Below are 25,380 nucleotides of genomic sequence, written 5' to 3'. Positions count from 1 at the left end.
GTGTGCAACTCTTAAAGTAGTGCGAAAATTCCTTATGAAGTGAACTATAAGATTAAAATAAATAGGGGTAATAAATTCCGTCCTATAAAGGGTTATCACTCATTAAATATTTCAAACAATGCAAAAGTTATACTTTAAGCACACTAAATACAAAAGCTATTGCAAGTTCTTACTTATTCAGCAGTTTTATTTAAACTAGCATTAAGCAGTAGCTTCCAATAGTAATAGGTGCTTGAAGTTTGGCAGTATTAACTAGTATATGTTGTCAGAAGTTAAATTCCTGTAGTTGAATTAGGGTAGCACCTACGCTATGTGAAACTATTTATTAAAGTTCATGGAGGTGACAATATCACTTGTATTGGTTTTACGAACAAGTATAATAATCTTTTATTAGAAGAAGTAAAAAATAACATCAAAACTAAATTCTGTATAATATATAGTATATTATTTAAAACATGATCTTTAACTTTTATACAGCTAAACTTTTCCCTATGAAAAACCTTTCAACAAAATTAGCTCTGATTATTTGTGCTTTGTTTATACTAAGCATTTCAGACGCTGCAACAGCAAAACCCGAGGACAATCTTGACTTTAATCATGGGCGCGGAAACGGATATGGTCACGGCTATGATAATGGTCCGACTCAAGGTCCAGGAAATGGTAATGGCTTTGGTCACAACAAAAACAAAACTAGTGTTCCTATCGACGGAGGGGCAAGCTTACTTTTGGCCGCTGGTGCTGCTTATGGCTTAAATAGGTTAAGAGCCTCCCGCAAAACCTCCAAAGAACTAGAAAATGTATCTTAAGTGTGTGCCCCAAGATTAAATATTGGGGCATATACTCTGTTATTTCTTCGTAATGTAATGAAAGAATATAAACCACTAGCAAATTTTATTATTAAGACTTTGGGACTCTGCTTAGGCTGGTTCTTCTTATATGACTTTTGGTTAACAAATTTTGACAATTGGTTAACATTGAAAGTAGCAGATGCAAGCTCGTTTTTATTGAGCCTTATTGGTTATAGTGCTGAAACTAGAAATTCAGCAGTCGCTATTAACGGCCAAGAGCTCGTTTATATTGGAGCTCCATGCAATGGAATGGTTTTAATGGCTTTGTTTACAGGTTTTATTATAGCTTATCCTGGTCCTTTATTAAAAAAGCTTATATATGTTCCCTTTGGCTTAGCTGTCATAAATTGTTTAAATATAACACGTGTGGCAGCCTTAGCTCTAAATGCTCTTTACAGTTCACAAACCTTAGAATTTAATCATAACTATACATTTACATTTTTTGTTTACTCTATCATTTTCCTATTATGGATGTTTTGGGTAAAAAAATATTCTACAAATAGCAACAATGCGACTACCACTATTTACCCTTAAATGCTGGACAGCAAGACTTACGAAAAAGTGTATTCTAGCAGTAGTAATTTCCTTGTGGCTTTATCTTGGTGTACAAGAAGAATTAATTAAGTTTAATATAGCATTACTATTGAACAAACTGCTGGTACTTTTAAATCAAGCAGATGTAATGTACGAACTATCAAATGATGGACAATCAAGTGGTGAATTTACTGAAAATGGTAATAGGCTAATTACCTTTTCCTATAGCATAATTTATTGCGGTCTATGCTTAGTCATTATTCAATTGTTATTCATGCAAATAAAGATTACTAAGTTTATATTATATATGTACTTATTTATGTTCATCCTATGTATGTTCATAAACGAAACAGGTAAGGATTTTAACTTTGAACCATTTCGCTCAATAGCACATCGTATTATGATGATGGTACTATCACCTATGCCAATCGTTTTGCTCATACCTGCACTTCATCTTAAAATGAATCCAACAAAAGTTACCACAGAACTACCAGAAAAAAGGTTAATTTAATAAAGACCTATATTTTTTATGGTTGTGGTTCAGAATGATTGATGATGTAATAAGTATGACAGTAAGGGTGTTACAGGAGAGTTAGATGCGAAATTTCTCTCTTTCTGCCCTAGCGCCACAGCAGCAAGATAGTAAAATAGAATTAAGTGCGCGAAGAGGCAGAATTTCCTGTACCGTAGCTGCGGAAAAACAGTTCCAGAGCAGATATCCCTACAGGGGCAACGCGCCGCAGTTGTCAGCCTTGTTTTTCGAACTCTGAAGCGGAACAACTGTAGCAGGGGTATCGAGGGCGTGCTGCAGGTGAGCAGGCGGTACGTGGTCGGCACCCTTTGTAGGCGTGGAGCGGAGGAACATTTCAACCTTGCCAAAAGCGCTACTTCCTAGGGAAAATTTATCTCTACATACAATGTTTTCCTGCCGTAATCGTCTATCTCGGGTTAAAAATTAGATTTCCTCCCGTTCTTCGTGTTGGCTTACCTAAATTTAGGCCATTTACACCAAATATAACACCCTCCCCTGTTTTTAGGGGAGGGCAAGGGAGGGGTCATTAATTTCTAACCGCAATCATCAGCCCGAGCTCCTTATACCGCATACCAAACTTCTTAGCGATGTTAGCATTCGTGAGGCTGCCTCTGTAGATGTACACGCCGCTGCGGTAGTGCTCGTGCATGAAGAGTACTTCGTTGATGCCGCCGTACTTGGAAATCTCTGTAAAAATAGGCGTAAAAATATTACTTAGGGCATTAGAGGCCGTGCGCGGTACACGCGACGGTATGTTGGGTACACAATAATGAATGATGTCGTATTTGCGGTAGATCGGGCGACTGTGCGACGTAACTTCAGAAGTTTCGAAGCAGCCGCCCTGGTCGATGCACACGTCGATGATGACAGAACCTGGGTTCATTTGAGATACCACGGCTTCCTCTACCATACAAGGCAGGCGGTTTTCTTCGGCCACTAAGGCACCTATCACCACATCGGCCTGCTTTACTTCATGGTTAAGAGTAGTTTTATCTAGTGTAGAGGTAAAGATCTGCGCTCCTACATTATGCTTCAGGCGGCGCAGCTTGTATATATGGTTATCAAAAACCTTCACTTCGGCTCCCAAGCCAAGAGCGGCGCGGGCGGCGTATTCGGCCACGGTGCCTGCCCCTAGAATAACGACTTTGCTTGGCGGCACACCTGTTATACCACCCAAAATCACACCCTTGCCTTCGCTGGCGCTGCTCAAATATTCTGCGGCGATCAGCATAACGGTACTACCTGCTATTTCGCTCATGGCACGTACCACAGGCTTGGCATCCGACTTATCCCGAATTAATTCAAAAGAAATTGCGCTGATCTTTTTGCGGAGCAGGGCATTAATGTAATCACCTGTCAGGCTACCGAACTGTAGGGCCGAGATAAGCGTTTGCCCGTGGCGCAGGTATTCAATTTCGTCGTAGGTCGGGGGAGCAATTTTTAGAATGATGTCGGCTTCGTATACTTCGTCGGTAGAGTAAACAACTTTAGCACCTGCCTCAGAGTAATCATGGTCGGAGTATTTGGAGGGGCTTCCGGCTCCTGCTTCTATCCAGATGCGGTGCCCCTGGTCGCTGAGCTGCTTTACGGCATCGGGCGTAAGTCCGATTCTGTTTTCCTGAAACGATGATTCTTTGGGAATTCCGATAAAAAGGCTGCGGCGCCGTTCTTCAATAGCCAGCATGGACTCTTTGGGATAAAGCGCATGGCTTGAGGCTAACTTTCCAATCTCTACGGCGAATTTCTCCGTCATTTTATACTCTGTTTATGGTCATGGTGCGCACCTCGCCATCGGCAGCAGGCTGCAAAGTTACGAGCAAATAATGCTCTGGCAATAAATTTGGTATAAGCGAGGGCCACTCGATCAGGCACATCCTGCCCGAGTCGAAATACTCCAGAGCTCCAATCTCCAGTGCCTCCCGCTCCTGATTGATCCTATAAAAGTCAAAATGATAAATAAGGTTCCCTTCTGGTGCCTCGTATTCGTTAACCAGCGAAAACGTAGGGCTGCTGACATTCTCCTGCACACCTAGCTGGCGACACACCTCTTTTATAAGGGTGGTTTTGCCTGCACCCATCGGTCCTTCAAACAAAACAACAGGCATTTCTTTTGCCTCCTCTAAAAGCACAGAAGCCGCCGCTGGCAAATCTTCCAACGACGACATCTTTAACTGTACTTTTTCCACTCCTGTGTTATACATTCTTAGGCGAAAGCGTTATAAAAGGTATGATCACTTCCTCAAGAGACACACCACCATGCTGGAACGTGTCTTTGTAGTAGTTCACATAGTAATTATAGTTGTTTGGGTACGCAAAGAAGTAATCTTCTATCGCGAATACAAACGTAGTGGAAACGTTGGCTTTAGGCAAGAAAAATCGCTCTGGCTTTTTAACCGTGAACACATCTTTATCGGTATAGCCCAGGTTTTTACCGTGCTTGTAGCGCAGGTTAGTATTCGTGTTTCTGTCGCCAATAATTTTGAAGGCCCTTTTAACGCGCACGGTACCGTGGTCGGTGGTGATGATGACACGTCCTTTTTTCTCGGCAATGGCTTTTAAGGTGTCGAACAGCGGTGAATGCAGGAACCAAGACCTGGTGATAGAGCGATAAGCTGATTCGTCAGGAGCCAGTTCGCGCACCATGTTACTGTCGGTGCGAGCATGCGAAAGCATATCTACAAAGTTATAGACAATTACATTTAGCTTGTTATTATCAAGGTTGCTGAACTTCGCCAGTAGGTCTTTGCCTGCTGCAGGGTTAGTAATTTTATGGTAGCTGTGTTTCTCCGTCATGCGGTTCTGCTGAAACTGTATGTCCAAGAATTCAGCTTCATGCAAGTTCTTTCCTTCGTCATCGTCGTCGCTCACCCATAGGTTAGGATACTTTTTGGCAAGCTCAGAGGGCAGCATACCCGAGAAAATGGCATTTCGCGCATAAGCCGTAGTTGTAGGAAGTATAGAGTAAAACATCTCTTCCTGATCAACGGTGAAGTACTCGGAGATAATAGGCTCCAGCATTTTCCACTGGTCGTAGCGCAGGTTGTCGATCAGGATAAAATAAATGGGTTTGTCCGATTCTTTCATCATCGGAAACACGCGCTCCTTAAACAACTGGTGCGACATCAAGGGCGCATCGTCACTTTCCTTGTTCACCCACTCCTCATAGTTTTCCATGATAAACTTGGCGAAGTTCGAGTTAGCCTCGTCTTTCTGCATGTTTATCACATCGGCCATGCTTTTGTTCTCTGTCTCGTCTATCTCCAGTTCCCAATAAACAAGTTTCTTATAGATATCGGCCCACTCCTGCGGACTCAGGCGCTCGCCAAAAGCCATGCCCAGCGTTCTGAAATCGCGCTGGTAGCTCATGTTTGTCTTCTCTGAAACCAAGCGTTTGTTATCTAGCACCTTCTTGACAGAAAGCAGGATTTGCTTCGGGTTAAGGGGTTTAATCAGGTAATCTGTGATTTTAGAGCCGATGGCCTCCTCCATGATGTGCTCTTCCTCGCTCTTGGTAATCATGATGACCGGCACAGCAGGACGAACTGTTTTCAATTCAGCTAGCGTTTCGAGGCCGCTTATACCTGGCATGTTCTCATCAAGGAAAACCACATCAAAATTCTGTTCCTGAAACTTTTCAATTGCGTCGGCTCCACTGTTTACAGGCGTAATGTCGTAGCCCCGTTCCTCCAAAAAAAGGATGTGCGGCTTGAGCAGGTCTATCTCATCATCGGCCCATAAAATACTGTATCTTTGCATAGTTTTATCTTTGGTTGCTAATTGCTTCGTATTGGATAGCTTATCCTTTATAAGGTTTAATGGCTAATTTGTTAAATTGTTGCATTTTATTCTTTCAACATACGTAAAAGGCGCAAGTATCAGGCCATAAAAAGTTTAATCTAGCATTTTTGCCTCTGAAAAATCGTGAATCGGCTATTTACCTTTTTAAAGCTGACATGATAAGCATTAATTTGCCATGGTTGGCAAAGCTGTAATTTACGGCTCTTTCGGTTTCTGTATACTGTAAACGTAGATCAGGAAGTTGATAGCGTTTATAGTTTTAGATTCCTGGCATGGATGACGCTGGAGCATTTCTTAATGATTTTCCAACAAATAAAGACTTAAAATGGTGTTAGCACCACCGTGTTATCCTGCTTTGAAGCTAATCCTGAAAAAGAAGAGCAGGAGTTACAACAGCTCCTATCTTTTGTTTTGAGGCTAGTGCGAGCTTGTAGCTCGTACTTTACCTTGCCACCGCTCTTTGACTAGGCAAGATGGCTTGGGTGGGCACGGTGCTTGTATAAAACGGGAGGAACGAGCTACAAGCTCGCACCAGCAAATAAGTTTCTTTTTCCCTCTAAGATTATGGGACTATGAAAGAAGATTTATACATAACACCTGAGCAGCAGCAATAGCAGCAGACTTAACGGCAGCAATTTAGACATAAAACCATTTAACAAATCTACAATCAAACCACGGTTTTTGTGAATAAGAAAAAAATCTTCAACGACCCTGTTTACGGCTTTATTACCGTTCCTTCAGATCTGATTTTCGATATTATAGACCACCCCTACTTTCAGCGCCTTCGCCGCATAAAGCAGCTTGGCCTTACGGAGATGGTTTACCCTGGTGCACTTCATACCCGCTTTCACCATGCACTAGGCGCTATGCACCTGATGAACACGGCCCTAAACACCTTAAAGAGTAAAAACAACGAAATCTACGATGCTGAGTTCGAGGCGTCGCTCATCGCCATTTTGCTGCACGACGTCGGACACGGCCCGTTTTCGCATGCCTTAGAAACCGCTATTTTTAAGAACGTGCACCACGAGCACCTCTCGATGCACATCATGCAAATGCTAAACGAAACCTTTGATGGAAGATTGAGCCTGGCAATCGATATTTTCAGAGGCTCCTACGAACGTAACTTCTTCCATGAATTGGTTTCAAGTCAGCTCGACGTGGACCGCCTAGACTACCTGAACAGAGACAGCTTTTACACTGGCGTTTATGAAGGCAAGATTGGGGCAGACCGTATTATTAAAATGCTGGATGTTGCCAACGATAAATTAGTTGTAGAGGAAAAAGCTATTTATAGTATAGAGAACTTCCTGGTAAGCCGCCGCCTGATGTATTGGCAAGTGTACCTGCACAAAACTGTCATCAGTGCCGAAAACATGGTGTTGCGCACCGTGCAGCGGGCACGTGAACTGCTGCAACAGGGTATAGAGGTACCAGCCAGCCCTAATCTAAAATTTTTCCTGGCTTCAGACCTGACCATGGAAGACTTTGAGAAAGACCACAGCATACTGGAGCGCTTCGTTAACCTGGACGACCACGACGTTTGGAGCGGCATTAAACTCTGGGCCTCTCACTCCGACACAATTCTTTCTTTTCTGGCCACCAGCATCCTAAACCGAAAGCTGTTCAAAGTCATTATTTCAAACAAACCGATAGACGAAGAGATGTTGCTTGGAATAAGCGAACTGGTGCAGGAACGGTTTAAGGTTTCAGAAGAAGACGTAAAGTACCTCATGATTTCAGGTATGATCAGTAACAACGCCTATGATTTTGAGGGCCAAACGATTAATATGCTAACTAAATCAGGGTATGTAGTAGATGTAGCAGAAGCCTCGGACCTGCCCAACATTCGCGCTTTAAGTAATAAGGTAGAGAAGTATTATGTATGTTATCCGAAGGAGGTGGCGCATTAGAGATGAGCCAGTAGCTAACCTTTAAATATGCCCTTGTTGTGTGTTCTCACCAACAAGGGCAGGATAAATAGCGCGTACAGTATATAGCGCGAGCGTCCACGCTCGTGTTTACTATCAGGCGGCCTCTGGCCGCTTACATGTTTCCCTATATTTACTCCCCAAGGCCAAAACACGAGCGTGGACGCTCGCGCCAGGGGATGTGAGGTGCTTGAGCTATTTATTAAATAGCCGTTTCAGAGCAGAGAAAGGCTCCCTGAACAGCACTACATTAACCTCTAACCTATCTTTTTAATTGCCTTCTCAGTTACGCCACCATTAAGTTTTTAGTATGTTTGCAGCCCCAAAGCATTAGCACTTTTAAATTTTTGCTATAATTTTACAAAATGGAATTTACTGTTCAACAGATAGCTGACCTTTTGCAGGGCACGATTGAGGGAGACAATTTAGTTGGAGTCAGAACTTTAGCTAAGATTGAAGAGGCTCAGGAAGGGGCATTAGCTTTTCTTTCCAACTCAAAATACGAGCCTTTTCTATACACTACAAATGCCAGCGCGGTAATTGTATCTAACAAACTTGAGCTTAAAAAACCTGTTTCTGCTGCTCTTATTCGTGTAGAAGACCCGTACACCAGCTTTTCTGTTTTGCTGCAGCACTACCAGCATGCCCTTATCGCCTCTAAAACGGGCGTTGAAGAACCCTGCTTTATGGGCAGCAGCAGCCAAATTGGAAAAGGGCATTATAGAGGTGCTTTCTCTTACATTGGCAACCACTGCAAAATAGGCCAAAACGTGCGCATTTTCCCGCAGGTATACATTGGCGATAACGTAGAAATTGGCGACAACACCACCATTTTTGCTGGGGTAAAGCTATATGCCAACACAAAGGTAGGCAGCAACTGTACCATACATGCAGGTGCAGTATTAGGCAGCGATGGTTTTGGATGGGCCCCTCAGCCTGACGGTTCTTATAAAGCAGTGCCTCAGATTGGAAATGTGGTGCTGGAAGATGACATATCTATAGGTGCAAACACGACCATAGACTGCGCCACCATGGGATCGACCATTATCCGAAGAGGTTCTAAAATAGATAATCTGGTGCAGATAGCGCATAACGTGGAAGTTGGGTCTGATACAGTTATTGCCTCGCAAACAGGTATTTCGGGCTCTACTAAAATTGGCAACCAGTGCGTTATAGCAGGGCAGGTTGGCATTGTAGGCCACATTACGATTGCAGACAAAACGACTGTTGGCGCACAATCGGGAGTTTCTAAATCTGTGAAAGCGTCTGGCACCATTATTCAAGGCTCCCCAGCTTTCGATTATAAACAAAACTTACGCGCCATGACGGTGTTTCGCAAACTACCTGAGTTACAGCGCGACCTGGAATTTATCAAACAAAAGCAAAGAGATTAACCTTTCATACCGTAGCGCATCTGTTGAAAATAAAGTGGCAATGCCCAATATAATGTCTTATGTTTGCAGCAGACAGAGCTTATAATAAGTACTTTAGGCAGTAAACGGCAGCATCAGGCTTCCGCTCATTTTCTTAGAAAATAAGCATTTACACGACTATTATACCTTAATGAACCATAAACAGCACACCATAAAAGCTCCCGTTACTGTATCAGGCATTGGGCTGCACACAGGCGTTGTTTCCAATATGACTTTTAAGCCTGCCCCTGTTAACCATGGCTATAAGTTTCAGCGCATAGACTTACCAGGGCAGCCTATTGTTGCCGCCGATGTAGATAATGTGGTGGATTTATCGCGTGGTACTACCATTGAGCAGAATGGAGCTCGTGTAAATACAGTTGAGCATACTTTAGCGGCCTTAGTCGGATTGCAAATAGACAATGTGCTTATAGAGCTTGACGGTCCAGAACCTCCTATTATGGACGGTTCTTCTATCGATTTTTTAAGAGCTTTGCAAAGTGTAGGCCTTGAAGAGCAGAATGCACAGCGCAATTATTTTGATATAACTCAAGGCATTACCTATAAAGATGACAGCAGAGGTGTAGAGATTGTTGCCCTCCCGCTCGATGATTATCGCCTGACGGTTATGGTTGACTATAACTCTCCCGTTTTAGGAAGTCAGCACGCCTCCATCACCAACATTGAGCAGTTTGAAGATGAAATAGCCTCGTGCCGTACCTTTGTTTTCCTGCACGAACTGGAAGCGTTGTACAAGCAAAACCTAATTAAAGGCGGTGATCTTGATAACGCTATTGTAATTGTTGACCGCGTTGTACAGGATGAAGAACTCGATTACCTCTCTGACTTGCTTAAAAAGCCAAAGGTAGAGGTGAAAGAAGAAGGCATCTTAAACAACACCGAACTCCGCTTTAAAAACGAACCTGCACGCCACAAGCTGTTAGACCTGATGGGCGACTTAGCCCTGATTGGCAGACCTATAAAAGGACAGATTTTGGCTGCACGCCCAGGCCACGCAGCTAACATAGCGTTTGCCCGTAAGGTGAAGAAAGCGATTCAGGAAGCAAACGTAAAGAATGTTCCTGTTTACGACCCTAAGAAGCCGCCAGTGATGGATATCAACCAGATTGCTGCCATGCTTCCGCACCGTTATCCTTTCCTTCTGATAGATAAGATTATTCATCTAGATGAAAGTTCGGTAACAGGTATCAAGAACGTAACCATGAATGAGCCTTTTTTCCAGGGCCACTTCCCTGGGAACCCTATCATGCCAGGCGTACTTCAGATTGAAGCGATGGCACAAACGGGAGGCATTTTGGTTTTAAGCTCTGTAGATAACCCTGACGATTACTGGACCTACCTGTTGGCCATAGACAAGTGCCGCTTTAAGAGAAAAGTTCTTCCAGGTGACACGATAATTTTTAAATGTGAATTGCTGGCTCCTCTTAAGCGTGGAATTGCCAAAATGTTTGGTCAGGCCTTTGTGGGCGGCCAAGTGGTGTTAGAGGCAGAAATGTCGGCAATGATAGTAAAGAAAGACGCATGAACCAGCCACTAGCATACGTTCACCCAGAGGCAAGAATAGCCCAAAATGTAGTAATAGAGCCTTTTGCTACCATTCATAAAAATGTAGAAATAGGCGAAGGCACCTGGATTGGCTCTAATGCCGTGATTATGGAAGGTGCGCACATAGGCAGGAATTGCAAGATTTTTCCTGGTGCCGTTGTTTCTTCTGTACCCCAGGACCTGAAATTTGCAGGCGAGGTAACGACCACCATCATCGGCGATAATACCGTTATCAGAGAGTTTGTAACAGTTAGCCGTGGCACTGTGGATAAGATGAAAACCGTAATCGGTAGTAACTGCCTGATTATGTCTTATGCACACGTGGCCCATGACTGCACAGTTGGCGACAATTGTATTATTGGCAATGCCGTACAAATGGCAGGCCATGTAGAGGTTGGCGATTTTGCCATCATTAGTGCGACTAGTGCTGTGCATCAGTTTGTGAAAGTGGGTATCCACGCCTTTATCTCAGGCGGATCAAAGGTACTGAAGGATGTTCCTCCTTTTGTGAAGGCCGCACGCGAGCCGCTTTCTTATGCAGGTATCAACTCTGTGGGCTTGCGCCGCAGAGGATTTGTAAGTGAGCAGATAAACGAAATTCAACAAATTTACCGTATTCTGTTCATGAGTGGCATAAACAACTCGCAGGCACTCGACAAAATTGAACTGGAATTGCCGCCAAGCAGAGAAAGAGATGAAATAACAAACTTCCTGCGTGGTTCTGGCCGCGGCATTATCAAGAGCTATTTCTCAAAAGATGCAGATTAACCTAAGCAATTTAGGTAAACTTTATAATTACGAGTGGATTTTCCGGAACCTGACCTACACGTTTGAGCAAGGCAGTTCCTACGCGATACTGGGCCATAATGGCTCCGGAAAATCTACTCTTCTTACTATTCTGGCAGGTTATAACCTGTCGAGTGAAGGCACCACCACCTACACTACAGCTCAGGGTAAAACAGTTGCTCCTGAACATGCTTTTCGCCAGCTATCGCTTACAGCTCCCTACCTGGAGGTAGTAGAAGAATTTACTTTGCTGGAGATGCTGAAGTTCCATACCAAATTCAAACCTCTACGCCACCAGCTCACGCACCAGCAACTTATTGAGCGCATGGGGCTGCAGAAGTCAAGACACAAAGCAGTAAGAGACTTTTCTTCGGGCATGAAACAGCGCCTGAAGCTGGGCCTTGCCATTTACTCCGACACCTCTCTCCTATTGCTAGACGAGCCAACAACAAACTTGGACCAGGAAGGCATTGCGTGGTATCAGGAGCACGTAACGCAAAACAGCAAAGACAGACTCATTATAGTAGGGTCTAATATCACGCACGAGTATAGCTTTTGCCAGCACCAGCTGCGCATCACCGATTTTCATCCAGCTCCGAAGAAGTAGACTTGTGTGAAGAGTTTATTTAAAGGTAGAAATCGGTGTCGAATATGATTAGAAAGCCCACAGCAAGTTCACCTAGCACCAATACCAAGTCATATAAAGTAGCTTCTATTACAGAACGTATTAAAGGACTTGCAGGACCCTCTGCAATTTGTGAAGCAAATTACTTCTAACAGGCTTTTCGCCTCGCCGGCTGGGCCTTACTTTTCTCCTTGATGAGAAAAGTAAGCAAAAGAATCAAGACAATTTTGAACTCGCTGAACGCTCAAACAAAAAATCGTCATCTGTGCACTTGGCAAAAGTTTATTGCCCTGAAACTGGAAATAGAAAAATCAACTCCATAAAGGTATGGAAGCAGCTAAATACCATACAGTATAAAATAAAATTTGAGGACCAACAGCCGTTCTTTAGCTCTCCCTGTAAGATTAACTTTAGAGTTATTTTGTCCTATATTCTGATTCAAAACCTACTGTATGTCATTCTGTTAAGAAATTTGGCTAAAGGGAGGGTTAAGCTTATACTACTGACTTGCCTCCTTTTTTTAACAAGATCATCCTTTCAAGATGAACTAAAGATGGAATTATACGCCCCTGCCCTTACTACTCCTCGTCGAAGGAGATATTTTCCGCTGCCAAATTCAGCTGAACTAAATAACATTATTTATTTGCGGTGTTGCCAACTGCTCCTTATCTATATCTGTTCGCGAAACTCATGAACTGTCATAACATTACACAATTGAAGACTCCTACACACCAAACACGAAAAACGACACACGAAATTAGCAACTGCACTACCAAATTTAGCTTAAGCTCACTAACTTTGCGGCACACGCATTTAACCAGACATCATGGGAAGAGCATTTGAATTTAGAAAAGCACGTAAATTTAAACGTTGGGATAAAATGTCTAAGGCTTTCACCCGCCTTGGAAAAGAGATAGTGATGGCCGTGAAAGAAAGCGGTCCTAGCCCTGAGACAAACTCGCGTTTGCGCACCGCCATACAAAACGCAAAAGGCGTTAACATGCCGAAAGACCGTATAGAGGCGGCCATAAAACGAGCTTCATCTAAAGAGGAAAAAGATTACGAAGAAGTAGTTTATGAAGGCTATGCTCCCCATGGAATAGCGGTTGTAGTAGAATGCGCTACTGATAACCTTAACCGTACTGTTGCTAACGTACGCATGCACTTTTCAAAAGGGGGAGGCTCGTTGGGCAAAACTGGCTCTCTGGACTTCTTGTTTGAGCGCAAGGGCGTTTTTAAAATTGCCGCAGAAGGTGTAGACATAGAAGAACTGGAACTGGAGTTGATAGACTTCGGTGCGCAGGACATTTACGAGCACGAAGGCGAAATAATTATAGAAACAGCCTTTGCTGATTTCGGAAGTATGCAAAAGGGCTTAGAGAACCTAGGGCTTGAGGTAGTGAATGCGGAACTGCAGCGGGTGCCTAACACCACTACTGAGCTAACAGAAGAGCAGGAAGAAGAGGTTATGAATCTTATTGAGCGGCTAGAGGAAGACGACGATGTACAAGCCGTTTTCCACAACATGAAATAAAAAGCTTCTGCCAAAAATTGAAAGTGGCTGCTCAGTAATGATTATTGGACAGCCACTTTTTTATTTTTATCACCATCAACTATAATAGACTTAAATGCTTGTATACATTTTATTTATAATAGGCTTTTTTTTCCTAATTAAAGGTGCTGACATGTTAGTAGACGGAGCTTCGTCCATCGCTAAACGTTACGGTCTCTCCGACATGGTTGTGGGCTTAACGATCGTTTCGTTCGGCACTTCCTTACCTGAGCTTATCATAAATATTCTTTCAAGTGCACAAGGGCAATCAGAGCTGGCTATCGGCAATGTGTTTGGTAGCAATGTGGCAAACCTGCTTCTTATTCTTGGCATAGCCTCCCTCATTTGCCCCTTACCCATTAAGCGTAATACCATTTTAACAGAGATACCCTTCTCCCTTATTGCGACGCTATTGGTAGGCTTCTTGGCCAACACCACTCTTTTTGGCGAACGAGAGGGCCTCTACATCAGTCGCTCAGACGGGGCTATTCTCTTGTTTTTCTTTGTCATGTTTATGGCCTACATCTATAACATAACCAAAACAAACAAAGATGAGATTAAAGATGATGATGACACACCTGTAATGCCTATGGGAAAAGCATTGCTTTTTATTGCCATTGGCATGGTGGGTTTGTTTTTAGGCGGCAACTGGATAGTAGAAGGCGCAGTAGCAATAGCGCAGTCGTTTGGTATGAGCGAATCGTTTATAGGCTTAACAGTTGTGGCTATAGGCACTTCGCTACCTGAATTGGTTACGTCGGCGATGGCTGCCTATAGGCGTAACATAGACATTGCTGTGGGTAATGTGGTAGGTTCAAACATCTTTAATTTGCTTTGGATTTTAGGTATAAGTGCTGTCATCAACCCTCTTCCCTTCGATGTGCTAAGTAACCCTGATATTAGCATGATGATCCTGGCTAGTACCTTATTAATCCTTACATTGCCAATCGGAAAGAAAAACGCGATAGATCGCTGGAACGGTATTCTTTTCCTGCTTCTCTATGTTGGCTATATTGTGTTTCTGGTTTACCGAGGCTAAAATGTTGCAGCATAGGCAAAATTTGTTTTTAAAGATTTGCTTTGAACATTAGCAGCCTCCATAATAAAGCCTAGCATTTTAAAGGCCTCCCCCCTTGTCTATGGCTAATATCATTTTGTAAGGGAACGAAAGGAGCCGCCGCATATTCTACATGTTGACGTCCATGCTAGTGCAAGTTTTCAGCTCGTTTTGCTTATATGATCAAGTGAATTTATTGCCTCTATAAGGTTTATCCTCAACAGCCCTCATTCTTGATTTGTACATAAAGCGGCATATTCACAGAGCGTAAGAGAGTTGAAGATTAAGTACGTTTTCTCACTGCATTCTCTATCTCAGTTTTTATAGCTAAATATGAGAAATATAATGCTTCTTTAAAACTGTAGAAACACTGTCGAATGAGCACACACAAAAGCCACTTCTTACTGCAATTACAATAACAGCGGAAAGTGGCTTTTCTAAAACTTTGTATCAAACTAAAGGGCAACTAATACTTCCAAGGATAAAGGTCAGGTTCTTTACCGCCTTTCGCCTTCATATGCAGCGGGTGCACAGCTTCGGTTTCGTCGAAGTACAGAAAGGCATCATAGCGCTCAGGAATAACGGTAGGCACATAGTTACCAAACTGCTCATACTTAGGATCATACACAACACCTATGGCTCTATGATCTAACCACTTCTGCAGCTCGGGCACCTCTTTCAAGTCTTTAGAAAGAATGATTTTATCATCGGTATCAATATTGTGCAGCATTTCTTCCCAACTTCCTTTTACAGCAGGCGGTACATCCATTTTCTGCATGGGTGCACCCCAAGCCCTACCTGCTATCACCGTTCCTTGGTAGCTACCAAAGCCAACAAGCTTTACATTCTCTCTTCCGTACTTCTCACGGGCCAACTGCCCTATGTTGTACATACCATCGTTTGCCATATCCGTATAGCGGGCATCACCAATATGGGTATTATGCTCCCAAACAATAGCTTTGGCATCGGGCCCATGCAGTTCCAGTAGCCTATCAAGGGTTTCCATCATGTGGCTGTCACGAACGTTCCAAGAGTTTGCCCCTCCTTTTATCATGGCCCTGTAATACTTTTCTGCGTTAACAGCTACCAAAGCATTTTGCTTGGCATTAAATTCATATTCGGCATCGTCGGTAAAGGCAGGTTCTTTCTGGATGCGCTGCAGCATTTCAATTACCTCGTGTTCGCAATCAGTGGGCACAAAGGCGGTGGCACGGGCATAATCCTGAGGGTCGCGGTTATACGGTTCAAAGCAATGAATGGCAGAACGCGCTGCTTCTGCTGCCTGTCCGTCGTTTTGCTCCAGGTACTTCAAAATCTGGTCAAGCGACTCCCATAAACTGTACACATCCAATCCATAAAACCCAGCTTTCTCCATACCGTTGCGCAGGTGGTTATAATCACGCAACCACTCAATCAGTGCAGCCACTTCCCAGTTTGCCCACATCCAGGTAGGCCAACGTTTAAACACTTGCAACACATCGGCAATCTTACTACCAGAATTCTGATAACCTTTGATAAAGCGATTAACTATATAGCTCTCGGGCCAATCGCCTTCTACGGCTATAAAACAAAAGCCTTTTTCCTCTATTAACCTTCTGGAGATGGCTGTGCGCCAGGTATAGTATTCTGAAGTACCGTGTGAGGCCTCCCCTAGCATCACTACCTTAGAGTCTCCTAATTCCTCGATTAGTTCATCCAGATCCTTCTCTTTTGTGATAGGGCAATATTTAAAAGGCTTGTTGTTCATAGTCTGTTTAGATTTACTGTACTGCTGCGCTTAAAATTGGTGTATTGTACTTTTATTCAGATGTTTATGTTCTATAAAAAAAAGCACCTGCTATATTTCTAAGTATAGCAGGTGCTTTTTTTAGTAAAGGGCTGTAACTCCTACGACTGGTTGTTTTGAGAAAACACACGACGCAGCAGCTCGGTTGTACGGGCAACAGGATTTTCCCTGATGTTAGCTTCTTCTTGTGCCACTAAGATAAAAAGCCCATCAATTGCTTTCTGCGTAGCATAATCATCTAAATCTGGGTTTACTTTCTGCACCAGCGGAATCTTATTATACTGATTGACAATGTCTGTATAATGTTTTGTCGCATTTGTCTTCTCCAGTGATGTTACCATGATAGGGTTGAAAGCAGCATATAATTGCTGAGAAGTAGTGCGCTTCAGGTAATTGGTAGCCGCATCTTTATCACCTTTAAGAATAGACCAGGCATCTGAAATGGTCATTTGTTTAATGGCATTCACAAAAATAGGTACTGCACTTTTAGCAGCATCCTCGGCACCACGGTTAAGGGTAAGTATAAATTTATCTACCTGGTCTCCTAAACCAACCTGGCGCAGCGTGTTTTCTACCCGCTGCACATCCTCAGGAAAAGGAATGCGTATCAGGGAGTTCTTATAAAACCCGTCTGTTTGAGAGGCCTTGCTTGCTCCGCTTTTTATTCCTACCTCCAATGCCTGCTTCAGGCCAGAGGCAACCTCGCTTTGGGTAACAGGCACACCTGTTCCAGTACCTGCCAAAACACCATCTACAGAGCGTTGAATATCAGCAACAGTACAGGCAGAAGCACCAAGTGCCAAGGCAAAAACAGAAGTATAGACTAATTTTTTCATATCAATATTTTAGGTTTTAGATTAGAGGTATTAGATACTAGAACTTAAATTCTAGAGATACTCATGATACAACAATGTGATTAATTTCTTGTTATCGCTGCACGTGAAACAAGGACAAACCTGTTTCACGTTTGGGGCAAATCTAAAATCTATTGTCTAACATCTAGCGTCTAAGTAATCATAAATCAGACCAAAACTAACATGGAAGCTGTAAAAGCAGAAATTATAACCATCGGCGACGAGATTCTCTACGGTCAAATTGTAGACACAAATTCTGCGTGGATGGGTACGGAATTAACCAAAATAGGTATAAAAGTGAAGCAGGTAAGCTCTGTTTCTGATAGCGCAGACCATATTGTTGCCGCTCTGAACGATGCACAGGCAAGGGCAGACATAATCTTTATCACAGGTGGCCTGGGCCCTACAAAAGACGACCTGACAAAACATGTGCTTGCTTCCTACTTTGGCACAAAACTGGTCCTGCACGAACCATCTTTGGCTGATGTAGCGGCAATATTTAAAGCACGCGGCAAGGAAGTAACCGAACTGAACCGCCAGCAGGCTTTTCTGCCAGAGAGTTGCACACCCATCCGTAATATACTCGGCACGGCTCCAGGCATGTGGTTTGAGCAGAAAGGAAAAGTATTTGTCTCTATGCCAGGTGTACCTTTTGAGATGAAGCGCATGATGACGGACATAGTGCTACCAAAGCTTAAAAAGTATTACAAGACGCCTGAAATTGTGCACAAGGTAGTTCAAACCACTGGTATACCTGAATCTATTTTAGCTGAAAAGATAGAAACCTGGGAGGACAACCTACCACAGCACCTAAAGCTAGCCTATCTGCCCCACCTTGGAGGTGTACGCCTCCGCCTGACAGGTATGGGAGACGATGCAGCCCAACTAGAGCAGGATTTACAGGCGCAGGTAGCGCAACTTACTCACATTATACCTGACAACATTTTTGCTTACGGCGAAACAAAAATAGAAGAAGCTATAGGCAATATTCTGAAAGAAAGAGGACTAACTATAGCTACTGCCGAAAGTTGCACAGGCGGCTTGGTAGCGCACAAGCTAACTAGCATTGCGGGGAGTTCTGCTTATTTTATGGGCAGCGTGCTTGCTTACCACAACCAGGTTAAAATACAGCAACTACAGGTAAAGCCCGAAACGCTTGAAGCCTACGGTGCCGTAAGCGAGCAAACTGTAAGAGAAATGGCCGAGAACGTGCGGCAGCTATTAGGCACCGACATCGGTATTGCCACCAGCGGTATAGCAGGCCCAGGCGGAGGAACTCCCGAGAAACCTGTAGGCACTATCTGGATGGCCTATGCCGACAAGGACAGAACCGTGACGAAACTCATCAACTACAACAAAAACCGCCAGCTTAATATAGAGTATACAGCCTTAACCGTTCTGAACCTGGTAAGGCAATGTTTAACTTCTACGGTTGAGGAATAGGCTAAAATGCTTAACTTTGTTCAGAAAATAGGTAATGGGCAATATAGCAAGAGTATAAAAGTTCGTGCTCAAGTTAATAGTATGTTGCCTTTTAGCCACCAATTTTACCCAACAAACCCTACGTAAGTCTAACAAGAATCTACTTAAAAAGAATATCGACAATATGGCACTTGTAGAAATGGTTATGCCCAAAATGGGCGAAAGTATCATGGAAGGTACCGTTCTGAAATGGCTCAAGAATGTGGGTGATACCATAGAAGAGGACGAATCGGTACTGGAAGTAGCTACAGATAAAGTGGATACAGAAGTACCAGCACTGGAAGCTGGTGTTCTGAAAGAAATACTGGTACAAGAGGGTGATGTAGTGGCTGTGGGCGCTCCTATCGCCATTATCTCTACCAATGGTGAAGACACTACAAGCGGCGATGCTCCAGCCGCCGCTTCTGCAGAAGCACCTGCAACAGATGCTTCGCCAGCACAAGAGGCAAGCACGCAAGAGCAGGCTCCAGCCGCCACCGAGGCTAGTGATGTTGCGAAGCTAGATCAGCCTGCTTCTGGCCGTTTCTACTCTCCGCTGGTGCTGAACATTGCCCGCGAAGAAGGCATTTCGATGCAGGAACTGGAATATGTGCCAGGCACAGGAAGCGAAGGTCGGGTATCTAAAAAAGATATTCTGGCTTATGTTGAGAGCCGTAAAAACGCGCCACAGCAAACTTCTGCACAACAAACTGCTACACCACAGCAGGCTCAGCCACAAACTCAGGCTTCAACAGCCAGTGTTTCGGCACCTGCCGCTCAGCCTCAGGCTACGCCAGTCCCTGCTGCTAAGCCCGCAGCTTCTGTTAGCGGTGGCGATGAAATCATCGAGATGGACCGTATGCGCAAGATGATTGCTGATCGCATGGTGGAAAGCAAGCGTATTTCGCCGCACGTTACGTCCTTTGTAGAGGCCGATGTAACCAATCTGGTAAACTGGAGAAACAAGTGGAAAGATGTGTATAAAAAGCGTGAGGGTGAAAGCCTTACTTTTACGCCTCTTTTTATTGATGCTATCGCCAAGGCTATCAAAGATTACCCAATGATCAACGTGTCTGTGGAAGGAAACAACATTATCCGCCACAAAGACATTAACATTGGTATGGCTGTAGCTTTGCCAAGTGGTAACCTAATTGTTCCGAACATCAAAAATGCTGACCAATTAAACCTAAATGGTTTGACCAAAAAGGTGAACGATCTGGCTAACCGTGGACGCAACAATAAACTCACTCCAGACGATCTTTCGGGCGGCACTTATACTGTTTCCAATGTTGGTTCGTTTGGTAATGTAATGGGGACGCCAATTATTATGCAGCCGCAAGTAGCTATTATGGCCGTAGGTGCTATAAAGAAAAAGCCTGCTGTGATTGAAACACCAGAAGGAGACTTGATTGGTGTTCGCCACTTCATGTTCTTGTCGCACTCTTACGACCACCGCGTAGTAGACGGCTCGTTGGGAGGTATGTTTGTGCGCCGTGTAGCTGATTACCTGGAGAACTTTGATCCGAACACAACAATTTAAAACATTATTAGAAGAAAAAAGAAACCACAACTTTTAGCCTTCTTCTAAAGGCCTGCTTTTTATAAAGCAGGCCTTTTTTTATCTGAGAACCGCTATTAAAAGATCTCCTCTGTATTTATGAAGTCATTAAGTGTCTTTGCTGAGGACAGTTGCCACATAGTGTATAAAACGCCCACATGCTGGGAGGACGTTATGAGGACAGCTGGCTGAAAAATAAATAGTATGCTGATCTGCCTCTTGCCACTTCTTCCCTTTTCGCTAACTTAGACCTCTATACCTTATTTTCCGTTTACAGACAAAAACTACAGTAACTATGAGAAGCGCCATACCCTGGATTTTAGCCGCTATTTTTCTTTTCCTAGCGCTATACTTTTACAGGCAGAAAAGTGAAGCTGAAAGCCGCCTGGCCATAGCGGATGATAAACTGGCTGAAATAGATCAGCAACTGGAGCAGGAACAAGCTACTTCTGACTCACTAGAGAAAATAATGCTACCGCCTGATACCATGCAAATGGTGCCACCTAGTGGAGCTTCCTTTGTAGATGAGTTCGGAACTATGAGCCAGACCGATGTGCGGAAGTTACAGAGCAGAGGGCTACGAAACCCAGAGTCAGACCTTATGAATGACCTGAACCGTAAGCAACGCCAACTGATTCCAGCCGATGGGCAATTAGGAGGCACTATGGCCATCCGTGATAGCCGCATCCTGAACGATCGCTACGCTATGGCGTACTATGAAGACGGACACACAGGTGGCTACCTGCTGTTGAAGTTCCATGTTGCAAACGGCACTATCAACTGGACTGTGGTTGATAACTCAAGGCTGTAATGCAGCACGGCTTTTGCGCTGCACCCGTTAGACAGATTTTATACTTATGCTGATCCTGCATCTTCTGCTTACCTTCAGGCTATTTCTGCTTCAGGCAACTGTGGCCACGCCACAGCTACAAAAAGACTTGGAAAAGGACTTTGCTATACTTCAAAGTAATAAGGGCTACTACATTAACGATAACAGCACCCTTAGCCCATCACTGCAAACTATAGCCAACGATTTGCAACTATTCAGTATAGTTTCCCTCATCGATCTGTCGAAAGCAAAGTATGATACCACGCAGCAGGGCCCACATAATATCCGCAGTTGGCACTTTGAGGGTAGCGATATTAAAGCCATTTACGAAGTAGAAAGCGCCATCCACCTCGATACCGTTGTGACGCAAGATTACCTGGACCAACCTTCGAAGCAGCAGCGCATTACCAACGATTTCACCTTCAGAACTTATGCTGTGTCAACAGTTGCTGCTCCGCTTAAGCTTTACTATTTAACCGAAGCAGAACAAGGCTTATTAACTTATAGTATAGAGCAGCGGAAAGTAGAAATTGGCTATGGCAAGAAGAAAGAAGGCCTGACTGATGTGCTGCCTATGTATACAACTCAGGTAGAAGGTATTCTAGGAGAACTACAGAGCCAGTAATAGTAAGTAGTACTTCAGCTATGATAGTTGTTTGACAAAATATTACATGGCGAGAATCTCCAGATTCGTGACTTTTAACAATGTGGAGTCTGTGACTCCACGGGCTTGCAGAGTCCAACAAAGTCAGCAAATTGCAAAAAAAACCTCCTTTAGCCTTTCGATTACACCCTTTTACCTGTCGTCTCGCCGCAAGGAGAGATCTTAATCATAAACCCAGATTTCTCAATTTGTTCGAAATGACAAAATAGTAGTTGATTTTGAAGTGGTAAGCCTTACGAAACACGCAAACCATCGAGTCGCAGACTCGACTTTGTAATTAGGCACGGGAATGGATCCCGCGCCAGACTTATATACAAAAACAAACAGCGGCTGCTCCCTCACGAGAACAGCCGCCGCTATTTTATACTTGCTTCTATATTTTTAAAGCGCAGCTAAGCTCTGCTCTATCGCATGAATCTTTGCTTCAGCATCCGCTTTTTTCTTGCGTTCGTTAGTGATCACGGCTTCTGGCGCACCGCTTACGAAACGTTCATTGCTAAGCTTTTTATCCACTGAAACCAAGAAACCTTTTGTGTACTCCAGCTCCTTCTGCAGACGCTCGCGCTCAGCGGCAACGTCAATGTTTCCTTCCATTGGGATGAAAAATTCGTCGCCACCTTCCACAAAGCTGATAGCTCCGTCTAAAGAGTCCTCCACAAAAGAAACCTCTTCTATGTTTGCTAGCTTACGGATGATACCTAAGAATTGCTCATAATCTGCGCCACTAGTCGCCTTTATAGCTAAATCCAAGGCTTTGTTGTTCGCTATGTTTTTAGAGTTACGCACATTACGGACAGCACCAACAACATTTAGCACACGATCCATCTTCTCGATCAGGCCCTTATCAAATTGCTCAACTTTAGGCCAGGAGGCAACAATGAGGTATTCTTTCTCTTTACGTTGCTTCAGGTCATGCCAGATTTCCTCTGTCAGGAACGGCATGAACGGGTGCAGCACCTTTAGTACCTTCTCCAGGAAGCTAACAGTTGTATCTATGGTTTGCCTGTCGATTGGTTGCTGGTAAGCTGGCTTGATCATCTCCAGGTAATTCGAACAGAAATCATCCCATACCAGTTTGTAAACCGACAACAACGCATCCGAAATACGGAATTTGCTGAAATGATCTTCAATCTGCACAAATGCCTCGTTAAAGCGCGACTCGAACCACTTTATAGCAGTCTCGTTCGGGCATAGCAGACTTTCGTCTACTTCCCAGCCTTTTATCAGTCGGAAAGCATTCCATATCTTGTTGCTGAAGTTACGGCCCTGCTCAATAAGCTTCTCATCGAACAGCAAGTCGTTACCAGCAGGCGAACTGAACAACATACCTGCACGCACGCCATCAGCTCCATACTGCTCAATCAGGTCAAGCGGATCTGGCGAGTTGCCTAGCTGTTTCGACATTTTACGGCCTTGCGTATCGCGTACAATGCCTGTCAGGTACACATTGCGGAACGGCAGCTCGTTGCGGAACTCGAACCCAGCCATGATCATACGCGCTACCCAGAAAAACAGAATTTCAGGAGCCGTTACAAGGTCATTGGTTGGGTAATAGTATAGGATATCTTTGTTGTCAGGATCTTTGAAACCATCAAAAACAGAGATCGGCCACAACCACGAAGAGAACCAGGTATCGAGCACGTCCTCATCCTGGCGCAGATCTGATAGCTGAAGCTGCTCATTTCCGCTTTCTTTACGCGCCAGCTCCAACGCTTTCTCTGCTGTAGTGGCTACTACATGAGAGCCATCAGGCAGGTAAAAAGCAGGTATACGCTGTCCCCACCACAGCTGGCGTGAAATACACCAGTCGTGCACGTTCTCCATCCAGGAGCGGTACATGTTCTTGAACTTCGGCGGGTGCAGCTTAATATTATCTTCCATCACGGCCTCCAACGCTGGCTTAGCCATTTTGTCCATCTTGCACCACCACTGCATTGAAAGGCGCGGCTCAATTACCGCACCTGTGCGCTCAGATGTTTGTAGTACGCTCTTATACTCTTCTATCTTCGCCAGCAGCCCTGCTTCCTGTAGGTCTTTCACAATATTACGGCGTGCGGCAAAACGATCCTGCCCTACATACAGCTGCGCCATTTCGTTCAGCGTGCCATCGTCGTTCAGGATATCTATAACTTGCAGTTTGTGCTTCTGCCCCAGTTCATAGTCATTCAGGTCGTGCGCAGGCGTTACCTTTAAGGCACCCGTACCGAAATCAATGGCTACATATTCATCCAGAATAATTGGAACTTCTTTGCCCAGCAACGGAATGCGTACGCTTTTGCCATGCAGGTGTGTATAACGCTCATCGTTCGGGTTCACCGCCACGGCCACGTCGGCCATGATGGTTTCAGGACGAGACGTTGCTACAGTTATATACGTTTTCTCCCCTGAAGCATCCTCCAACACCACCTCATACTGCAGGTGGTACATCTTCGCCATGGTATCTTTCGGAATTACTTCCTCGTCAGATAAAGCCGTACGGCCCTGCGGATCCCAGTTTACCATGCGCACGCCACGGTAAATCTGGCCTTTGCGGTACAAATCCACAAATACCTCAATTACGGCAGCCGACATGTCTTCTTCCATCGTGAAGCGGGTACGGTCCCAATCGCAGGAGGCTCCAAGCTTCTTCAGCTGCTCCAGAATAATGCCGCCATACTTCTCTTTCCATTCCCAGGCATACTTCAGGAACTCTTCACGTGTCAGGTCGCTTTTGTTGATGCCCCTCTCCTTCAGCATGGCCACTACCTTTGCCTCGGTGGCAATAGAAGCATGATCGGTGCCTGGTACCCAGCAAGCTTCTTTTCCCTGCATCCTGGCCCTGCGGATGAGCACATCCTGTATGGTATTGTTAAGCATGTGCCCCATGTGCAGCACGCCTGTTACGTTTGGCGGCGGAATCACAATGGTATAAGGCTCTTTTTTGGGATTAGGTGTAGAACGGAAGAAGCCGCGCTGCATCCAGCTGTCGTACCACTTCTGCTCTATTTCTTTTGGGTTATATTTTGTTGAAATCGACATCGTATTGAGCTATTTGGATGGCAAAATTAGAGAAAAAAGACAAAAGACCATTAGACAAAAGAAGAAAGACTTATCTCTTCGGTGAGTACGTGCCAAACCACTCGACATCATCTCTAAAGTTTGAGCCGTCATTCATCAAGGTAACGTAAACAAGAAAGCCTGCCCCTGTGAGAGGGCAGGCTTTCTACAACTTCAGTTGTTTATCTTAGCTGGCCTGGTGTAACCAGTCTTTCTTAGCCAATAGCTCCTCTTCAGATTCGCGGTAGTCTGGGTCGTCAACACAGCAGTCTACTGGGCACACAGCTGCACACTGTGGCTCCTCGTGGAAACCCATACACTCTGTACACTTATCTGAAACGATGTAGTAAAACTCATCTGAAATCGGTGTTTGCGGTGCATCTCCTGGCACTACGTCGCCACCATCTATTTCCACTTCCGACAGCGCGGTGCCGCCACCCCAAGTCCATTCCATACCGCCTTCGTAAATAGCAGTATTCGGGCACTCTGGCTCGCAAGCTCCGCAGTTAATGCATTCGTCAGTGATCATTATCGCCATAATCGTATCTCCT

Annotated in this window: 22 protein-coding genes; 14 read left to right on the top strand and 8 right to left on the bottom strand. The window is 44.4% G+C overall.

The window, feature by feature from the left end; all coding sequences use genetic code 11:
• Positions 1-491: 491 nt before the first annotated feature.
• The 3 genes from LN893_RS10075 to LN893_RS10065 are packed head-to-tail and all read left to right on the top strand — an operon-like array spanning position 492 to position 1,893.
• Positions 492-806 (top strand): PID-CTERM protein-sorting domain-containing protein, encoded by a 315-nt coding sequence (locus LN893_RS10075; protein ID WP_229969693.1) that lies wholly within the window; start codon positions 492-494, stop codon positions 804-806.
• 57 nt (positions 807-863) lie between these two features.
• Entirely contained in the window at positions 864-1,382 is a 519-nt protein-coding gene (gene xrtX / locus LN893_RS10070; protein ID WP_229969692.1) for an exosortase X, read from the top strand.
• Positions 1,357-1,893, top strand: coding sequence for an XrtX-associated membrane protein (locus LN893_RS10065; RefSeq protein WP_229969691.1), 537 nt, complete (start codon positions 1,357-1,359; stop codon positions 1,891-1,893). Before xrtX ends, LN893_RS10065 begins: the two co-directional genes overlap by 26 nt.
• 210 nt (positions 1,894-2,103) lie before the next feature.
• Here LN893_RS10065 and LN893_RS10060 read toward each other — a convergent pair whose 3' ends face one another.
• The 4 genes from LN893_RS10060 to porX form a co-directional block, all read right to left on the bottom strand.
• A complete protein-coding gene (locus LN893_RS10060) occupies positions 2,104-2,247 on the bottom strand; it encodes a hypothetical protein (RefSeq protein ID WP_229969690.1) in 144 nt (47 codons plus the stop codon).
• Positions 2,248-2,440: 193 nt separating this feature from the next.
• Positions 2,441-3,667: an alanine dehydrogenase gene (locus LN893_RS10055; RefSeq protein WP_229969689.1), complete on the bottom strand. Its 1,227-nt coding sequence runs from the start codon at positions 3,665-3,667 to the stop codon at positions 2,441-2,443.
• Position 3,668: 1 nt separating this feature from the next.
• Entirely contained in the window at positions 3,669-4,115 is a 447-nt protein-coding gene (gene tsaE, locus LN893_RS10050) for a tRNA (adenosine(37)-N6)-threonylcarbamoyltransferase complex ATPase subunit type 1 TsaE (protein WP_229969688.1), read from the bottom strand.
• The gene (porX, locus tag LN893_RS10045; RefSeq protein WP_229969687.1) at positions 4,108-5,670 is read right to left on the bottom strand and encodes a T9SS response regulator signal transducer PorX; all 1,563 of its coding nucleotides are present in this window, start codon (positions 5,668-5,670) and stop codon (positions 4,108-4,110) included. Before porX ends, tsaE begins: the two co-directional genes overlap by 8 nt.
• A 725-nt stretch (positions 5,671-6,395) precedes the next feature.
• Here porX and LN893_RS10040 point away from each other — a divergent pair.
• The 7 genes from LN893_RS10040 to LN893_RS10010 all read left to right on the top strand — a co-directional run bounded on the left by LN893_RS10040 (position 6,396) and on the right by LN893_RS10010 (position 14,623).
• Entirely contained in the window at positions 6,396-7,625 is a 1,230-nt protein-coding gene (locus LN893_RS10040; protein ID WP_229969686.1) for an HD domain-containing protein, read from the top strand.
• A 383-nt stretch (positions 7,626-8,008) separates the two neighbouring features.
• A complete protein-coding gene (lpxD, locus tag LN893_RS10035; RefSeq protein ID WP_229969685.1) occupies positions 8,009-9,037 on the top strand; it encodes a UDP-3-O-(3-hydroxymyristoyl)glucosamine N-acyltransferase in 1,029 nt (342 codons plus the stop codon).
• Between the two features lie 169 nt (positions 9,038-9,206).
• Positions 9,207-10,601: a bifunctional UDP-3-O-[3-hydroxymyristoyl] N-acetylglucosamine deacetylase/3-hydroxyacyl-ACP dehydratase gene (locus tag LN893_RS10030; RefSeq protein ID WP_229969684.1), complete on the top strand. Its 1,395-nt coding sequence runs from the start codon at positions 9,207-9,209 to the stop codon at positions 10,599-10,601.
• A complete protein-coding gene (gene lpxA, locus LN893_RS10025; protein ID WP_229969683.1) occupies positions 10,598-11,389 on the top strand; it encodes an acyl-ACP--UDP-N-acetylglucosamine O-acyltransferase in 792 nt (263 codons plus the stop codon). The genes LN893_RS10030 and lpxA overlap by 4 nt, the downstream gene beginning before the upstream one ends.
• Positions 11,379-12,014 carry an ABC transporter ATP-binding protein gene (locus LN893_RS10020; RefSeq protein ID WP_229969682.1) on the top strand — a complete coding sequence of 212 codons (636 nt, stop codon included), beginning with the start codon at positions 11,379-11,381 and terminating at the stop codon, positions 12,012-12,014. Before lpxA ends, LN893_RS10020 begins: the two co-directional genes overlap by 11 nt.
• 844 nt (positions 12,015-12,858) lie before the next feature.
• Complete coding sequence (locus LN893_RS10015) at positions 12,859-13,566, top strand: YebC/PmpR family DNA-binding transcriptional regulator (RefSeq protein WP_229969681.1); 708 nt, start codon at positions 12,859-12,861, stop codon at positions 13,564-13,566.
• Positions 13,567-13,660: 94 nt separating this feature from the next.
• The gene (locus tag LN893_RS10010) at positions 13,661-14,623 is read left to right on the top strand and encodes a calcium/sodium antiporter (protein WP_229969680.1); all 963 of its coding nucleotides are present in this window, start codon (positions 13,661-13,663) and stop codon (positions 14,621-14,623) included.
• 484 nt (positions 14,624-15,107) lie between these two features.
• Here LN893_RS10010 and LN893_RS10005 read toward each other — a convergent pair whose 3' ends face one another.
• Together LN893_RS10005 and LN893_RS10000 are read right to left on the bottom strand one after the other, a co-directional pair.
• Positions 15,108-16,388 carry an erythromycin esterase family protein gene (locus LN893_RS10005; protein ID WP_229969679.1) on the bottom strand — a complete coding sequence of 427 codons (1,281 nt, stop codon included), beginning with the start codon at positions 16,386-16,388 and terminating at the stop codon, positions 15,108-15,110.
• Positions 16,389-16,528: 140 nt separating this feature from the next.
• Positions 16,529-17,263: a DUF4197 domain-containing protein gene (locus LN893_RS10000; RefSeq protein WP_229969678.1), complete on the bottom strand. Its 735-nt coding sequence runs from the start codon at positions 17,261-17,263 to the stop codon at positions 16,529-16,531.
• Positions 17,264-17,464: 201 nt separating this feature from the next.
• Here LN893_RS10000 and LN893_RS09995 point away from each other — a divergent pair, with 201 nt between their 5' ends.
• From LN893_RS09995 to LN893_RS09980, 4 genes are all read left to right on the top strand, one after another.
• The gene (locus LN893_RS09995; RefSeq protein WP_229969677.1) at positions 17,465-18,724 is read left to right on the top strand and encodes a competence/damage-inducible protein A; all 1,260 of its coding nucleotides are present in this window, start codon (positions 17,465-17,467) and stop codon (positions 18,722-18,724) included.
• Between the two features lie 163 nt (positions 18,725-18,887).
• Positions 18,888-20,282 (top strand): dihydrolipoamide acetyltransferase family protein, encoded by a 1,395-nt coding sequence (locus LN893_RS09990; RefSeq protein ID WP_229969676.1) that lies wholly within the window; start codon positions 18,888-18,890, stop codon positions 20,280-20,282.
• Between the two features lie 313 nt (positions 20,283-20,595).
• Positions 20,596-21,111, top strand: a complete 516-nt coding sequence (locus LN893_RS09985; RefSeq protein ID WP_229969675.1) for a hypothetical protein — start codon at positions 20,596-20,598, stop codon at positions 21,109-21,111.
• 46 nt (positions 21,112-21,157) lie between these two features.
• On the top strand, positions 21,158-21,754 hold the full coding sequence (locus LN893_RS09980; RefSeq protein WP_229969674.1) for a hypothetical protein: 597 nt from the start codon (positions 21,158-21,160) through the stop codon (positions 21,752-21,754).
• Between the two features lie 420 nt (positions 21,755-22,174).
• On the opposite strand, the gene LN893_RS09975 is transcribed toward LN893_RS09980, so the two are convergent.
• Both LN893_RS09975 and LN893_RS09970 read right to left on the bottom strand, forming a co-directional pair.
• Positions 22,175-24,811, bottom strand: a complete 2,637-nt coding sequence (locus tag LN893_RS09975; protein WP_229969673.1) for a valine--tRNA ligase — start codon at positions 24,809-24,811, stop codon at positions 22,175-22,177.
• Between the two features lie 205 nt (positions 24,812-25,016).
• Positions 25,017-25,367, bottom strand: coding sequence for a 4Fe-4S dicluster domain-containing protein (locus LN893_RS09970; RefSeq protein ID WP_229969672.1), 351 nt, complete (start codon positions 25,365-25,367; stop codon positions 25,017-25,019).
• Positions 25,368-25,380: the final 13 nt, after the last annotated feature.

The sequence above is a fragment of the Pontibacter harenae genome (assembly GCF_020907245.1).
Taxonomy (GTDB): domain Bacteria; phylum Bacteroidota; class Bacteroidia; order Cytophagales; family Hymenobacteraceae; genus Pontibacter; species Pontibacter harenae.
This window is presented reverse-complemented; position numbering and strand designations above follow the sequence as displayed.

Coding starts and splice junctions, on each gene's coding strand:
- LN893_RS09995 (WP_229969677.1), top strand. CDS start 17,465: ATGGAAGCTGTAAAAGCAGAAATTATAACCATCGGCGACGAGATTCTC.
- LN893_RS10060 (WP_229969690.1), bottom strand. CDS start 2,247: ATGTTCCTCCGCTCCACGCCTACAAAGGGTGCCGACCACGTACCGCCT.
- LN893_RS09980 (WP_229969674.1), top strand. CDS start 21,158: ATGCTGATCCTGCATCTTCTGCTTACCTTCAGGCTATTTCTGCTTCAG.
- porX (WP_229969687.1), bottom strand. CDS start 5,670: ATGCAAAGATACAGTATTTTATGGGCCGATGATGAGATAGACCTGCTC.
- LN893_RS10055 (WP_229969689.1), bottom strand. CDS start 3,667: ATGACGGAGAAATTCGCCGTAGAGATTGGAAAGTTAGCCTCAAGCCAT.
- tsaE (WP_229969688.1), bottom strand. CDS start 4,115: ATGTATAACACAGGAGTGGAAAAAGTACAGTTAAAGATGTCGTCGTTG.
- lpxD (WP_229969685.1), top strand. CDS start 8,009: ATGGAATTTACTGTTCAACAGATAGCTGACCTTTTGCAGGGCACGATT.
- LN893_RS09970 (WP_229969672.1), bottom strand. CDS start 25,367: ATGGCGATAATGATCACTGACGAATGCATTAACTGCGGAGCTTGCGAG.
- LN893_RS09990 (WP_229969676.1), top strand. CDS start 18,888: ATGGCACTTGTAGAAATGGTTATGCCCAAAATGGGCGAAAGTATCATG.
- LN893_RS10000 (WP_229969678.1), bottom strand. CDS start 17,263: ATGAAAAAATTAGTCTATACTTCTGTTTTTGCCTTGGCACTTGGTGCT.
- LN893_RS10065 (WP_229969691.1), top strand. CDS start 1,357: ATGCGACTACCACTATTTACCCTTAAATGCTGGACAGCAAGACTTACG.
- LN893_RS10010 (WP_229969680.1), top strand. CDS start 13,661: ATGCTTGTATACATTTTATTTATAATAGGCTTTTTTTTCCTAATTAAA.
- LN893_RS10020 (WP_229969682.1), top strand. CDS start 11,379: ATGCAGATTAACCTAAGCAATTTAGGTAAACTTTATAATTACGAGTGG.
- LN893_RS09985 (WP_229969675.1), top strand. CDS start 20,596: ATGAGAAGCGCCATACCCTGGATTTTAGCCGCTATTTTTCTTTTCCTA.
- lpxA (WP_229969683.1), top strand. CDS start 10,598: ATGAACCAGCCACTAGCATACGTTCACCCAGAGGCAAGAATAGCCCAA.
- LN893_RS10005 (WP_229969679.1), bottom strand. CDS start 16,388: ATGAACAACAAGCCTTTTAAATATTGCCCTATCACAAAAGAGAAGGAT.
- xrtX (WP_229969692.1), top strand. CDS start 864: ATGAAAGAATATAAACCACTAGCAAATTTTATTATTAAGACTTTGGGA.
- LN893_RS10030 (WP_229969684.1), top strand. CDS start 9,207: ATGAACCATAAACAGCACACCATAAAAGCTCCCGTTACTGTATCAGGC.
- LN893_RS09975 (WP_229969673.1), bottom strand. CDS start 24,811: ATGTCGATTTCAACAAAATATAACCCAAAAGAAATAGAGCAGAAGTGG.
- LN893_RS10015 (WP_229969681.1), top strand. CDS start 12,859: ATGGGAAGAGCATTTGAATTTAGAAAAGCACGTAAATTTAAACGTTGG.
- LN893_RS10075 (WP_229969693.1), top strand. CDS start 492: ATGAAAAACCTTTCAACAAAATTAGCTCTGATTATTTGTGCTTTGTTT.